Source organism: Clavibacter zhangzhiyongii (genome assembly GCF_014775655.1).
In the GTDB taxonomy this organism is placed as follows: domain Bacteria; phylum Actinomycetota; class Actinomycetes; order Actinomycetales; family Microbacteriaceae; genus Clavibacter; species Clavibacter zhangzhiyongii.
Window position 1 is genome coordinate 217,034 of record NZ_CP061274.1, and the last position, 13,295, is coordinate 230,328.

Annotated in this window: 11 protein-coding genes; 2 read left to right on the top strand and 9 right to left on the bottom strand. The window is 75.6% G+C overall.

The genetic code is table 11. The features are described 5' to 3' along the window. Positions 1–81 precede the first annotated feature (81 nt). The 4 genes from H9X71_RS01080 to H9X71_RS01095 all read right to left on the bottom strand — a co-directional run bounded on the left by H9X71_RS01080 (position 82) and on the right by H9X71_RS01095 (position 7,819). Entirely contained in the window at positions 82–1,338 is a 1,257-nt protein-coding gene (locus tag H9X71_RS01080; protein WP_244961690.1) for a glycoside hydrolase family 27 protein, read from the bottom strand. Further along, complete coding sequence (locus H9X71_RS01085; RefSeq protein ID WP_191147932.1) at positions 1,335–2,852, bottom strand: alpha-N-arabinofuranosidase; 1,518 nt, start codon at positions 2,850–2,852, stop codon at positions 1,335–1,337. Before H9X71_RS01085 ends, H9X71_RS01080 begins: the two co-directional genes overlap by 4 nt. Before the next feature lie 118 nt (positions 2,853–2,970). Further along, the gene (locus tag H9X71_RS01090) at positions 2,971–5,175 is read right to left on the bottom strand and encodes an alpha-galactosidase (protein ID WP_191147933.1); all 2,205 of its coding nucleotides are present in this window, start codon (positions 5,173–5,175) and stop codon (positions 2,971–2,973) included. A 49-nt stretch (positions 5,176–5,224) separates the two neighbouring features. After that, a complete protein-coding gene (locus H9X71_RS01095) occupies positions 5,225–7,819 on the bottom strand; it encodes a glycosyl hydrolase family 95 catalytic domain-containing protein (RefSeq protein WP_342355642.1) in 2,595 nt (864 codons plus the stop codon). Between the two features lie 22 nt (positions 7,820–7,841). Here H9X71_RS01095 and H9X71_RS01100 point away from each other — a divergent pair, with 22 nt between their 5' ends. Continuing rightward, positions 7,842–8,429, top strand: a complete 588-nt coding sequence (locus tag H9X71_RS01100; RefSeq protein WP_191147935.1) for a P-loop NTPase family protein — start codon at positions 7,842–7,844, stop codon at positions 8,427–8,429. Here the strand turns inward: H9X71_RS01100 and H9X71_RS01105 are convergent. Continuing rightward, the gene (locus tag H9X71_RS01105; protein ID WP_191147936.1) at positions 8,399–8,977 is read right to left on the bottom strand and encodes a hypothetical protein; all 579 of its coding nucleotides are present in this window, start codon (positions 8,975–8,977) and stop codon (positions 8,399–8,401) included. The two genes, H9X71_RS01100 and H9X71_RS01105, sit on opposite strands and share 31 nt — an antisense overlap. Positions 8,978–8,994: 17 nt before the next feature. Then, positions 8,995–9,975 (bottom strand): DMT family transporter, encoded by a 981-nt coding sequence (locus tag H9X71_RS01110; RefSeq protein ID WP_244961691.1) that lies wholly within the window; start codon positions 9,973–9,975, stop codon positions 8,995–8,997. Between the two features lie 32 nt (positions 9,976–10,007). Here H9X71_RS01110 and H9X71_RS01115 point away from each other — a divergent pair, with 32 nt between their 5' ends. Then, a complete protein-coding gene (locus tag H9X71_RS01115; protein ID WP_191147937.1) occupies positions 10,008–10,622 on the top strand; it encodes a TetR/AcrR family transcriptional regulator in 615 nt (204 codons plus the stop codon). 10 nt (positions 10,623–10,632) lie between these two features. Here H9X71_RS01115 and H9X71_RS01120 read toward each other — a convergent pair whose 3' ends face one another. The 3 genes from H9X71_RS01120 to H9X71_RS01130 all read right to left on the bottom strand — a co-directional run bounded on the left by H9X71_RS01120 (position 10,633) and on the right by H9X71_RS01130 (position 13,131). Next, entirely contained in the window at positions 10,633–11,109 is a 477-nt protein-coding gene (locus H9X71_RS01120) for a hypothetical protein (protein ID WP_191147938.1), read from the bottom strand. 148 nt (positions 11,110–11,257) lie between these two features. Beyond that, entirely contained in the window at positions 11,258–12,166 is a 909-nt protein-coding gene (locus H9X71_RS01125; protein WP_191147939.1) for an alpha/beta hydrolase, read from the bottom strand. Positions 12,167–12,438: 272 nt separating this feature from the next. Further along, on the bottom strand, positions 12,439–13,131 hold the full coding sequence (locus H9X71_RS01130) for a YceI family protein (protein ID WP_191147940.1): 693 nt from the start codon (positions 13,129–13,131) through the stop codon (positions 12,439–12,441). Positions 13,132–13,295 lie beyond the last annotated feature (164 nt).

A 13,295-nucleotide genomic window follows, 5' to 3' on the forward strand; every position in this document is an offset into this window, starting at 1 on the left:
GACCACGACGACGCCGGCCGTCCGGATCCCTCGCGGGACCGGGCGGCCGGCGTCGTCGTCGTGCGGGCGGATCGCCGCGGGTCAGGCGAGGCGGAGCAGGCGCACGCCGTGCGCCTCGACCTCGAGCGGGATGCCGCCGTCGACGACGGCCAGCTCCTCGCCGGTCCACACGTCGACGGCGCGGGTGGCGTCCGGGCAGCCGAGGTCCGCCAGGTGCGCGGTGACGGAGCGGGGCGCGTCGCCCAGCTGGAAGACCGCGCGCCAGCGGGTGGATCCGCGCTCGGCCGCCCACACCACGAGGTCGCCGTCGCGCACGATCTCGCGGCTCGCGTCGCTGCCGAGCAGCTCGAGCACGTCGTCGTTCGTGAGGAGCGCGAGCGTCGCCGGATCCGTGTCGGGCAGGTGCCCGCCGAACATCAGGGGCGAGCGCAGCAGGCACCAGAGCGAGACCAGGGTGCGCTGCTCGGCCGGGGTGAAGCGGCTCCGCCGGTCGTCGCCGACGTGCGCGCGGATCCCGATGCGGCCGAGCGGCAGCATGTCGGCGTCGGCCCACCCGCCGGGCCGCTGGTGCGGTGCCCACCTCGCCGCGCGCTGGAACTGCTCGCGGAGGTGCGCCCAGTCGTCCCAGAAGTCGTCCGAGATCCGCCAGAGCTGCGCGGTCTCCCGCAGCAGGTCGAGGTTCTCGAGGGAGAGCTGCTTGCCGGGGGAGAGGCTGAGCGTCATCGGGCGGCCCGAGGCGGCGATCGCCCGGGAGACCGCGGTGATCTCGGCCGCCTGGATCGGCGGGTACAGCACGTCGTCGAGCTTCAGGTAGTCGACGCCCCAGCCCGCGAGCATCGCGAGGACCGAGTCGTAGTACTCCTGCGCGCCCGGGCGGGTCATGTCGACGCCGAAGTCGTCGGGGTTCCACGGGCACGGGTTCGCGGGGTCGGCGATGTCGGCGCAGGTGGCGTCGGATCCGAGCACGGGCAGCCGCTCCTCCGCCGCGCGCCGGGGCACGCCGCGCATGAGGTGCACGCCGAAGCGGAGGCCCATCGCGTGGATCCGCGCGGCCAGGTCGGCGAACCCGCGCCCGCCGGCCGACGACGGGAACCGGCCGACCGCGGGCTGCGGCCGGCCCCACGCGTCGAGCTCGGGCGCGGACACCTCCTGGTAGTCGGCCGTGCCGGGATCCGGCTCGTACCACTGGATGTCGACGACGACCGTGTCCCAGCCGTGCGGCAGGAGGTGCTCGGCCAGGTAGCGGGCGTTCTGCATCACCTCCTCCTCCGTGACGGAGGCGCCGAAGCAGTCCCAGCTGTTCCACCCCTGCGGCGGCCGGGCGCCCGCCGCGGTCACGCGTCGATCCGCAGCGAGAGCGTCGCGAACGAGTGCGGTGGGAGCGTGAGGCGGAGGCCGTCGGCGGTGCGCTCGTACGCGTCGAACGGGACGGGGCTCACGGCGTCCGCGTCGCCCGGGCGGTTGTGCGCGTCGGGGCGGTCGGCCGTGAGGATGCGGCCCACGACGTCGTCGACCGCGCCGCCGCGGAACGCGAGGTCGATCTCGAGCGGCTCCTCGAGGTCCACGTTCGACACGGAGACGAGCACGCGGCCGGCCTTGGCGCTCGCCGAGGCGGAGGCCAGCGGGATCTCCCGGCCGTCGACCGTGCGCGCGGGCCCGGCCACCGTGGCGGGCAGCGAGGCGGCGTCGTGGTGCCCGCGGTTCATCTCGAACACGTGGTACGTGGGGGTGCGCACCATCTCGCCGCCGTCGGGATCCGTGAGCAGCATCGCCTGCAGCACGTTCACCGTCTGCGCGATGTTGGCCATCCGCAGCCGGTCGGCGAAGGAGTGGAAGACGTCGAAGTGCAGCGCGGCGACCATGGCGTCGCGGATGGTGTTCTGCTGGAACAGGAAGCCCGGGTTGGTGCCCTCCTCCACGTCCCACCAGGTGCCCCACTCGTCGAGCACCATGCCGAACCGCTTCTCGGGGTCGTGCACGTCCATCACGGCGGCGTGCGCGCGGAGCAGCGGCTCGATCCCCTGGGCGGCGACGATGGTGCTCCAGTACGCCTCGGCGTCGAAGTCGGTGGCGCTGCCCTTCGCCGTCCAGCTGCCGCCGATCGTGTAGTAGTGCACGGAGATCGACTCCCACGGCACGGACGAGAACGGGTGCGCGTCCATCTCCGGGATCACGCGCATCAGCGTCTCGGTCCACTCCGTGTCCATGGTGTCGGCGCCGGCCGCGATGCGGTGCAGCGGGGTGGCGCCGCCGCTCCTGCAGAAGGTGCCGAACTGCCGGGCGAGGTCGGCGTAGGTGACCGAGCGCATGTTGCCGCCGCAGCCCCAGGCCTCGTTGCCGAGGCCCCAGAACGGGACCGTCCACGGCTGGTCGCGGCCGTTCGCGCGGCGGAGGTCGGCCATGGGCGACTGGCCCGCGCCCGTGAGGTACTCGACCCAGTCGGACATCTCCTGCACCGTGCCGGAGCCGATGTTGCCGGAGACGTAGGCGTCGGCGCCGAGCAGCTCGCAGAGGGCCATGAACTCGTGCGTGCCGAAGGCGTTGTCCTCGACGGCGTCGCCCCAGTGCGTGTTGATGAGCTTCGGCCGGTCCTCGCGCGGGCCGATGCCCTCGCGCCAGTGGTAGCGGTCGGCGAAGCAGCCGCCGGGCCAGCGGAGGTTGGGGATGTCGAGGGCCTTGAGCGCCTCCACCACGTCGAGGCGGATCCCGCCGACGTTCGGCACCGGCGAGTCCTCGCCCACGAAGAAGCCGTCGTAGATGCAGCGGCCGAGGTGCTCGGCGAAGTGCCCGTAGAGGTGGCGGCTGATGGTGGCGCCGGGCCGGTCCAGGTCGACGGTGATGGTGGTGGTCACGGGTGCTCCTCCGGTGGGGCGGCGTCGATGCCGCGGCGGGTCGTGCGGGTGGGTGGGTGGGTGCGGGTGGGTGGGTGCGCGGGCGGTGCGCGAGCGGATCGGGGTGCGGGTGCCCGCGTCAGGCGGCGGCGCCCGCGTCGATGCGGACGAGCCGCAGCACGAGCACCCTCTCACCGTGCGCCGTCTGCAGCTCGAGGCCCGCCTCGCGCAGGAGGCTCCCGGAGTACGAGGGCGCCTCCGCGTCGGATCCGAGCTCGACCGTCTCGTCGAACCAGCGCGGGCTCAGCCAGCCCGGCCCGAGGGATCCGGGGCGCGCGGCCTCCACGCGGTAGCGGGCCTCGGCGAGCAGGCCCGGCAGCCGGATCCGCCGCCGGGAGTCGGGCGACGGGCCGGCCGTGACGATCGTGTAGATCGCCTCCGAGCCGTCGACCGCGACCACGCCGCGGATCGACGGCGCGTCCGGGTCGAAGTCGCCGGCCCCCACGACGCGGCCCGTCGCGATGAGGCCGCGGTGCTCGCGGTAGGCGGAGATCCAGCGGGCGAGCACGCGCTCCTCGTCCTCGTCGAGCGTGCGGATGTCCCACTCCACGCCGAAGTGGCCGAGGAACGCGATGCCGCAGCGCGTGTGCAGGTCGCTCCAGCGGCCGGTCGCCTCCGAGACGGGCGACGCCACGTGCGAGCCGAGCATCTCCGGCGGGACGAGGAGGCCGGTCCAGCGGAGCATTCGGGAGCGGTCGAGGGGGTCGTGGTTGTCGGAGGTGTGCACACGGTCGGTGCGCGCGAGGATCCCGAGGTCGATCCGCCCGCCGCCCGACGCGCAGCTCTCGATCTCGAGCTCGGGGTGCCGGACGCGCAGCTCGTCCATGAGCGCGTAGACCGCGAGCGTCTGCTCGTGGACCGCGGGCGTGCCGCTCGCGGGGTGGCCGGCCTCGATGAGGTCGCGGTTGTGGTCCCACTTGAGGTACGCGACGCCGAGGTCGCGCACCAGCCGGTCGAGCGCGTCGAGGATGTGCGCGAACGCGTCGGGGTTCGTGAGGTCGAGCACCTGCTGGAAGCGGAACCGGGGCGGCAGCTCGGGGCGGGCGCGGAGGATCCAGTCGGGGCGCGCCCGCGCGAGGTCGGAGTCCTCGTTCACCATCTCGGGCTCCACCCAGAGGCCGAGCTCCATGCCGAGTCCGCGCACGTGCTCCGCGAGCGGGCCGAGGCCGTCGGGCCAGGCGGCGGGATCCGGGGTCCAGTCGCCGAGGCCGGCGCGGTCGTCCCGGCGCCCCCGGAACCAGCCGTCGTCGACGACGTACCGCTCGACGCCGAGCGCGGCGGCCCGGTCGGCGAGGTCGGCGAGGGTGGCGAGGTCCTGGTCGAAGTGCACGGCCTCCCACACGTTCATGGTCACGGGGCGGGGCCGCCGCGACGAGCGCGAGACCTGTCGGAGCAGGCCGTGGTACCGGGCCGCGGCGTCGTCGAGGCCGTGCCCGAACGCGCCGTGGATCCACGGCGACGCGTACTCCGCGCCCGGCGCCAGCCGCACCTCGCCGGGCAGCAGCAGCTCGCCGCCGCGGAAGGCGAGGTGGCCGTCGGTGCGCTCGACCGTGTGCCGGTGGTTGCCGCCGATGCCCACGTGGCAGAGCCAGACGCGGCCGGCCTCGGCGTCGAAGCCGGGCGTGCCGATCGCGACGACCGTGGTGGCGTCGAGGCCGGTGCGGCCCCGGCGGGACGAGCGCGTGTGCTCGCCCATGACGACCGGGTGCCGCTGCGGCACGCGCTCGGTGCCCCAGCGGCCGGAGAAGTCGAGGATCTCGCGCGCCTCGATCGGCACGCGGAACGACGGGTCGACGCCGATGACCTCGAGCGGCTCCCCGTCGGCGGCGTCGTTGCGCACCACCGCGCGCGTGCGGAGGACGCCCGACGGCGTGAGATCGATCTCCAATTGGACGCCGATCCCGGCCCACGCGTCCGCCGCCTCGACGACGACCGACCCGCCCGCGCGCTGCGCCACGGCGCCGGGGGCGAGCGCACCGCCGTCCACCCGGACGCCCGTGACCGCGAGCCGGGGCGACCACGCGGTGCCGGCGCGGTGGGCGCGGATCCCGGGGAGCGCGCCCCAGCCGGACCCGTTCTCCGGGAGCATCGTCGGCTCGTACGGCCGGTCGGACCCGCCCACCATGCCGGGCCGGTCGGGCGTGCGCGCGTAGGTGGCCAGCTCCTCGTCGGAGGCGTGGATGCGCGGGCCCCAGTGCGCGACGACCGGCAGCGCGTCGTCCGCCTGCGTGAGGAGGACGGAGACGCCGTCGACGGCCAGGTGGATCACGCGGGGGAGCGGCATGGTCCATTCCTACCGTCGATCGGCGCCCGAGGCTAGTGAGAGATCGATCTCAGGCGTCGTCCCCGTGGCGCCAGGCGAGCTCGACGCGCACCGGCTCCTCGCCGATCGCGAGGCGGGCGGCGGGATCGTGCGCCGTGCCGTCGACCCGCACGGCGGCCGCCGCCCTGGGCGGCAGCCGGAGCGCCGTGCCGTGGGCGGGCGCCAGCCACCCGGCGCCGGGCACGCGCCGCACCGTGAGCGCGGCGCCCTCGGCGTCCCAGTCGAGCCGGTCGACCACGAGGCCGCCGCGCGCGCGGAGGCCGGTGACGGATCCGCGCGCCCAGGCCGCCGGCAGCGCCGGGAGCACCGCGAGCGCGTCGCCCTCGGAGCCCAGCAGCATCGCCGCCACGAGCGCGGGCAGGCCGCCGCTCGCGTCGAGGTTGAAGATCCGGCCGGCGTCGTGGCGGGTCGTGAGCGTCGGACCCCAGTGGTCGACCGCGAGCCACTCGACGCAGGTGAGCGCGGCCTCCGCGTCGCCCAGCGCCGCGGCGGCGAGGCCCACCTGCACCAGGCCGAACGCCATCTCCATCCGGCCGGGCGGGGCCGTCGGGTCCTCCGCGCGCCACGCGATCTTCGCCGCCACCGTCCGGGCGGCCGCGGCGCGCAGGCGCACAGCCTCGTCGCCGTCGCCGACGAACGCGGGGTCGACCTCGTCCCACAGCGGCAGGAGCTGCGAGGCGTGCCGGTGCGCGATCTCCTCGGGCCAGCGCGGATCCAGCCACTCGGCGAGCGTGCCGTCGGCGGCCACCCGGTAGGGCGGCAGGTCGCGCACCACGGCGGCCCAGCGCGCGTCGAGCGAGTCGTCGCCGCGGGCCCGGCCGAGCAGGGCGGTGGCGCGGGCGGCGTCGCGGAGGATCGCGACGTCCATGGTCGCGTCGGTCGCGGCGGGCACGCGCTCGCCGCGCGGGGTGTTCTCCGGCGAGTAGGAGGGCACGAGCCGCCGGACCCCGTCGACGAGCACGGTGCCCGTCTCGGCGAGCCGCAGCACGCCCTCGGCGAGCTCCCACAGCCGGTCGTCGACGAGCCCGCGGTCGCCGGTGGTCGCGACGGCGTCGGCGGCGATGCGGAGGATCCAGCCGCCGCAGCCCTGCCAGAACGGGTGCGGGTACTCGGCCGAGAGGTGGTCGGCGCGGCCGTGCGTGGACATGCGCGCCGGCAGCAGCATCCCCTCGGCGCCGAGGACGCGGCGCGCGTTCTCGCGGTAGTCGTCGAGGTGGGGGAGCACCAGCTCGAGGAGGCTGCGGGCGAGCTCGGGCGTGCCCGTGGGGATGAGGCTCGCGACGCCGCCGTTCTGCACGTTGCCGTTGAGCGTGTAGTCGGCCGACCAGGCCGGGCGCCAGGTTCCCTGCCACACGCCCTGGAGCGTGGCCGGCAGCTCGCCCGTCGCGGCGATCACGTTCGCGCGACCCGTGAGGTAGGCCGCCTCCACGACGCGGCGGCGGGCGGCGGGGTCGCCCGCGCGGGCGGCGGACCAGAGGTCCTCGGTGGTGGGGGCGCCGGGACCCTGCGGCGCGAGCGGCTCCCCGCCGAGCGCGGGCGGCTCCCCGCCGAGCGCGAGCGTCGACGCGCCGAGCGCGAGCGTCGACGCGCCGACGAGGCGGCCGTGCCCGGCGCGCTGGGCGGCGCGCAGGTCCTCCCACGCGGGGAGGGGATCCTCCGGGGCGTCGGGCACGGGCGCCGCAGCCGTCGGTCCCGTCGCGACGGCCAGCCGGACCAGCCGCGTCGCGGCCGGGCCCGTGCGGACGGTCGTGCGCGCGGATCCGCCCGCCTCCGTCCACGCGCCGCCCGCGTCCGCCGCCGTCACCGCGCGCACCGCGTGGGCGCCGTCGCCGGCGTCGGCCGTGAGGATCCCGCGCGCGCCGCCCGCGACGGAGGCCCGCACCGCCGCTGCCGCATCCGGCACGCCGGTGTCGAACGAGGTCGCGTCGCCGGCACCGAGGCCGAGCTCGACCTCCACGTCGGCCGCCCGGTCGGACTCGAGCGCGATCCAGCACGCGGCGCCGTCCCGCGGCGCGACGAGCCGCACCGTGTGGCGGCCGCCGTCGCGGTCGGCCCACGTGATCGCGACCTCGCCGCCCGCCGGGTCGATCGTGCGCCGCATGCCGTCCGCGCCGACGCCGCCGGGCGTGCGGATCACGAGGGTCGCGCAGATGCCGAGCGGATCCGTCCACACGAGCTCGTAGCCGTACCCGCTGTCCCGCGCGCCCGCCGTCAGCTCGGCGCTCGCCGCATCCGCGTCGCCCGCGAGGAGGGCACCGCGGATCGCGTCGATCCGGGGCCGCAGGTCGGGTGCGGCCGGCCTCGGGTTCACGGGCGGGAACCAGCGCTCGTGCGCGAGGGAGACGGTGATCGCGTCGGCCGGCCCGTGCGCGACGGCGCCGATGCGGCCGCTGCCGACGATCACGCCCTCCTCCCACGTGGGCGCCGCGGTGTCGGTCGTGAAGACGGGGGCGGGGGCGGGGGCGGTCGCGAGGTGCGCGTCGTCGCGCGAGAGCGATCGGATGATCGGCCCCTTCCGGTCGGCATCGATTCGTTGCGGGCGGCACCAAACTACCGGCGCGGGTGCGCGGCGGGAAGGCCGGGACCGAAGCCGACGGGATGGCAGGCGTCCCCCCTAGGATCGGCGGATGCTCGGAGCCCTCGACCGCCTGGATCCGCCCGCCCGGCGCATCCTCCTCGGCGCGCCCGCGGGCACCGGCAAGTCCACGCTCGCGCGCCGCATCCACGCCCGCACCGGCGTGCCGTACCGCGAGCTCGACTCCCTCTTCCACGGTCCCGGCTGGACCGAGCTGCCCGCCTTCCGCGACGACGTCGAGGCCTTCTCGTCGCAGGACGCCTGGGTCAGCGAGTGGCAGTACACGACGCAGCTCGGCCAGCTCCTGCCGTCGCGCGCCGACACGCTCGTGTGGCTCGACCTGCCGGCGACCGTGCAGATGGGCCGCCTCATCCGCCGCACGCTCCACCGCCGCTGGTGCCGCACGGAGCTCTGGCACGGCAACGTGGAGCCGCCCCTCGCGACCATCCTCACGAACCCGGAGCACATCGTCCGGTGGGGCTGGAAGGGCCGGGCGAAGCTGCGCGCGCGCATCGTGCGCGCCGCCGTCGAGCACCCGCACCTGCGGATCGTGCGGCTGCGGTCCACCCGCGAGGTCGACCTGTGGCTGCGGGGGCTGCCGCGCCAGGATCAGCCGACGCGGCCCGCCAGCTCCGGATAGAAGTCGCTGCAGGAGAGGCCGATCGGGCCCGGGCCGTCCAACGTCAGGGGCGGGAACGACACCAGCGGCGGGGCCGCGGAGACCATCTCGGAGCCGTTGACCGCCGCCCACACGGTGCCCGCGAAGTCGGCGCGCGTGGGATCCCGGTCGGTCGCCCACAACGCGACGAACCGCTCGGGCTGCACGCCGTCCACGACCGGCGGCACCACCATCCCGGCGAGGGTCCAGACCTGCTGGTCGTCGTCCCAGACGGTCTCGAGGCCGTCGAGCTGCAGCCCGGGGTAGGGGCCCGGATCCTCGGCGATGCTGGCGTTCACGGCCGCGAGCGCGGCGGGCGACGCGTCGGCGCACTCCGTGACGAGGCTCTCGGGAGTGGGTGTCGGCGTCGGCGTCGCCGTGGGTGTCGGCAGGATCATCGGCGGCTCCTCCCGCACGAGGCCGCCGCCGGCCCCGCCGCCTGCCGCGCCGGGCGCCGCGCACCCGCTCAGCGTGAGGACGACGGCGGCGCAGGCGCCCGCCCAGGAGGCGGTGGTCCGCGATGCGCTCATGCCGTGACGCTAGGGGATCACGCGGCCGCGTCGGCGGTCGCGCGGCGCGGCGCTCCCGTACTGGGGTGGTCGGGCGCTGCCGCGGGAGCGCCCGCCGCGCTCGCCCGCCGCTCCGTCGCCAGCACGACCGCGACCCCGACGCCGCAGAGCGCGAACCCCGCGAGCGTCACCACCGTGATCCGCTCGCCGAGCAGCAGCGCGCCCGCCGCCGCGGTGGTCGGCGCCACGAGGAACAGCAGGGCGTTGAGCGCGGTGATCCCCACCCGCTCGAGCAGCCACCAGTACAGCCCGTACGCGCCGAGGGTCGGCACGAGGGCGGCGAGGACGGTGGTGATCCAGAACGCCGGATCCGCGGGCGGCGCGAGCGTGCCCGTCGCGGCCGCGGCGACGAGCAGCGCGACGGCGGTCACGACGACGTGCACGGTCAGGGTCACGAGCACCGGCGGCCGCCCCGACGACCGGCGCTCGAGGAAGGTCCCGGCGACGAGGCACGCCATCGCGGCCGCGGGCAGGAGGTAGGCGACGGGATCCGCGTCCGCCGCCCCCGCCTGCGACCGCACCACGAGCACCACCCCGACCGCGCCGAGCGCGAGCCCGCCCCACTGGGCGCCGCGCACGCGGAGCCCGAGCAGCGGGCCGACGAGCGTCGCGACCACGAGCGGCTGCACCGCGTCGATGAGCGCCGTGGTGCCGGTGGCGACGCCCGCGCCGATCGCCGCGTACACGAACGCGCAGTAGCCGAGCTGCGCGAAGCCGCCGATGAGCGCCTGCCGCCCGAGCGTCCGCCGCGGGATCCCGCGCGCCGCGCCGGTGGCGACCACGATCGCCGCGAGCACCACCGCGAGCGGCGCGAACCGCCAGAGCAGCAGCGTCGTGGCGGGCACCTCGACCGTCCCGACGGCCGCGATGAGGAAGCCGGAGCTCCACGCGAGGACGAACCCGGCGGCGGCCGCGACCGTCACCGCCCGCCGAGGTACACCGATCTGTATACGTGTCATGCTCCGACTATACAGATCGGTATAGTTCTCGCATGCGCACCCCCGTCCCCGACCTCGCCCCGCTGACGCCCGGCGCCCGCCGCGTCCTCGACGCGGCCTCCGAGCTCTTCTACGCGCGGGGGATCCACGTGGTCGGCGTCGACGCCGTCGCGGCCGCCGCGGGCGTCACCAAGAAGACGATCTACGACCGCTTCGGCTCCAAGGAGCGGCTCGTGGTCGCGTACCTGCAGCACCGCGACGCGCGGTGGCGGGAGCACCTCGCGACGCGGCTGGCGCGCACGCCGGAGCCGGGGATCGAGCGGGTGCTCGCGGTGTTCGACGCCGCGGCGAGCTGGTCGGACGCGAACACGCCCAAGGGCTGCAGCGCGATCAACGCCCGCGCGGAGCTCGGCGAGGGCGAGCTGGACGACGACGTCGACGGCCACGAGGTGCTCCCCGAGACCACGCGGCAGAAGGCGTGGATGCTCGAGCTGATCCGCGACCTGTGCCGCGAGGCCGGCGCCGCGGATCCCGCCGCCACCGCCCGCGCGCTGATGCTCCTCTACGAGGGCGGCCTCGTCACGCTCGGCATGGGCACGTTCGCGCGCCCGTTCCAGGCGGCGGGCGCGGCGGCCCGCGCGCTGCTGGAGGTCGTGCTCCCCGGCTGACCCGCCGCCGCTACGCGTCGTGCAGCAGCCAGAGCGCCGGCGCGGCGCCCTCGTGCGGGCTCGGCTGGCGGTGGAGGAACACCTCGCGGCCGCCGTGCGGGACCACGTCGACCGCGTCGGCGGGCGCGGCGCCGGGCGGCCAGGCGGGGAAGTCGGCCATGCCGCCGGTGACGAACGGCAGGGTGGATCCGTCGCGCATCCGCACGAGGATCCGCAGGTGCCCCATGCCGGTCTCGCCCGCCGCGTGGATCCGCTCGGCCAGCTCCGCGGGCAGGCGCACGGGGCTGTCCTCGATGCGCGCGACGTCCTCGACCTCGAAGGCGCGCGTCACGCGGAAGCCCGCACGGGCGACGGCGGCGCGCTCGCCCACGAGGACGCGGTCGCGGACGTGCCCCGACCGGAGCGTCACGCGGCACGGCGCCAGCAGTCCGCCGTGGGTCCGCGGCACGCGCGCGAGCTGGGCCGCGAGCTCGGGCGTCAGCTGCATGCCGCCACGGTACCGGCGTCCTGCGCATCCGGCGCACCGACGGCCTCATCGCGTGGGCCGTGCTGCGCGCGCACTGACCGGGACGCCGAGAGCGGCGCGCGACCCGGGGTCGCGCGCCGCTCTCATCGGGCCCGGAGGCCGTTCGGTCCTACTTCGGGCAGGAGCTGGCGGAGTCGCTGATGGCGGCGGACACCGGCTGGGCTGGGCAGACGTACCCGTCGTACGCGCTGTCGCCGTCGAGGTAGGCCTTCAGGAAGTTCGTCACGGCGTCGCGGACGGTGCCGTTGGTCGTGTTCCGTGCCGCGAAGTGATCCGCGCCGCGGAGCTCCAGGTACTGCTTCGGGGTCGAGGCCGGGATGGACTCGTAGGCGGGCTTGCCCATGAACGACGCCGGGGCGGTCGTGTCGTCCTGGCCGGTGATGATCAGCGTCGGGGTGGTGTCGGTGGGGTACGTCGGCGAGGCGGTGGGCTTGTAGGGATCGGTCGTGCCGGCCGGGAAGTCGTACGGCATGAGCGCGACGGCGGCCTTGAGGCCGTGCTGCTCCACGGCCGCGTCCAGGGCGCCGCCGCCCGCGAGCGAGTAGCCGACCACGCCGATGTCGGCGGGGTTCACCATGTCCTTGTCGGGGCTCGCGGTGGCGAGGTACTCGGCCGCGGCGAGCATCTCGTAGGAGCGCTGGTTCGGGAGGTCGTAGCCGTTCAGCGTGTCGATGTCCAGCACGATGAAGCCCTCGCCGGCGAGGTCCTTGGCGAGCCAGCCCAGGTCGGACTGGTCGCCCTTCAGGCCCGGGGCGACGACGATCGCGCCGAGGGTCTTCTTGCCGGTGTCCTGCGGGGTGAAGAGGGTGGCGGCGCCGAAGCCCGAGCCGTCCGTGGCGGGGATCCTCTGCTTGCTGACGCGGTACGTCGCGTGGTGGTGGGCGGACGCGCTGTCCGCGACGGCCGCGTGAGCGGGGGTGGCGGCCTGCGCGGCGGTGGGGACGCCGAGGAGGGCGAGCGTGGCGAGCGCGGCGACGGCCACGGGGCGGGTGCGGAACGGGGAGCGGGTGACGGACATGGTCGTGTCATCTCTCTGTGGTGGACAGTGAACGGCGTCTCGGCGGGAGGACCCGCGCCGGACCGCGATGACCCTAGGCGCGGCGTTCCTGGGGAACGGCCCGCGCGTCCCCAGGCGCTGCCGCCCGTGGACAGACGGAGCGCGGGATCCGCGGAGGTGCATGGAGGCGGGACGACCGCGCGCACCTGCCGGGCACGCCGAAGGGGAGGAGGAGCGACCCGAATGCGCTCCTCCTCCCCTCCGTCCAGGGCGGCCCGAGGGCCGGTCCGCGACTACTTCGCGGGCGTGGCCTTGACCAGGAACTCGACCGTGCCCTTGTCCTGGACGCTGACGAAGCCGAGGCTCGGGGCCTCGACGCCGTAGTCGGAGAAGGTGACGGGGATGGATCCGCTGACCTGCACGCCGTCGCCCGAGAGCGCGGCCTGCAGCGGCACGGTGACGGTCTGCGTCACGCCGTGCATGGTGAGCTCGCCGGTCGCCTCGACCGTCGACACCTTGCCGTCGGAGGGCACGGCCGCGTCGACGGGCTGCGTCAGCGTGAAGGTCGCGTCGGGGTACTTCGCGACCTCCATCGCGGTGCTGCGGAAGTAGTCGTCGCGCGGCGGCTGGTCGGTCGCGATGGTGCTGACGTCGACCTTCACGGTGGCCGCGGAGAGGGCGGTCCCGTCGACCTCCAGCGAACCGGACACGTCCTCGGTCTTGCCGACGACGGTCACGTCGGTGCCGTTGAGCACCTCGGCGACGCGGTAGCCGGCGGTGCTGCCGGCGCCGATCTGCCAGTCGCCCGACAGGTTGCTCGTGTCGAGCGAGGAGTCGGCGGGGGCGGCCGAGACGGACGGGGCGGCGGCGGGGGCGCCGACGATCACGTCGCGGTAGAAGGCGGGGCCGAACGCGGCGGCGCTCACACCGAGCACGACCACCACGGCTGCGCTCGTGCCGACGATGATCTTGGTCTTCTTCTGCATGGGGGTCTCCTGATCCGGATGGTGCGTCTACGTGCGCCGCGAGATGACGCGCCGACATGGAGGACGACGGGCCAGCCCCGGAGAACGTTCACGAGCACAGGGTCCTGCCAGGTTCAGGAGGCGGATCGGGCTGCCGGCGAGGGCCTCCGCAGACGCAGGACCGC

Coding starts and splice junctions, on each gene's coding strand:
- H9X71_RS01090 (WP_191147933.1), bottom strand. CDS start 5,175: ATGCCGCTCCCCCGCGTGATCCACCTGGCCGTCGACGGCGTCTCCGTC.
- H9X71_RS01100 (WP_191147935.1), top strand. CDS start 7,842: ATGCTCGGAGCCCTCGACCGCCTGGATCCGCCCGCCCGGCGCATCCTC.
- H9X71_RS01105 (WP_191147936.1), bottom strand. CDS start 8,977: ATGAGCGCATCGCGGACCACCGCCTCCTGGGCGGGCGCCTGCGCCGCC.
- H9X71_RS01110 (WP_244961691.1), bottom strand. CDS start 9,975: ATGACACGTATACAGATCGGTGTACCTCGGCGGGCGGTGACGGTCGCG.
- H9X71_RS01115 (WP_191147937.1), top strand. CDS start 10,008: ATGCGCACCCCCGTCCCCGACCTCGCCCCGCTGACGCCCGGCGCCCGC.
- H9X71_RS01120 (WP_191147938.1), bottom strand. CDS start 11,109: ATGCAGCTGACGCCCGAGCTCGCGGCCCAGCTCGCGCGCGTGCCGCGG.
- H9X71_RS01125 (WP_191147939.1), bottom strand. CDS start 12,166: ATGTCCGTCACCCGCTCCCCGTTCCGCACCCGCCCCGTGGCCGTCGCC.
- H9X71_RS01130 (WP_191147940.1), bottom strand. CDS start 13,131: ATGCAGAAGAAGACCAAGATCATCGTCGGCACGAGCGCAGCCGTGGTG.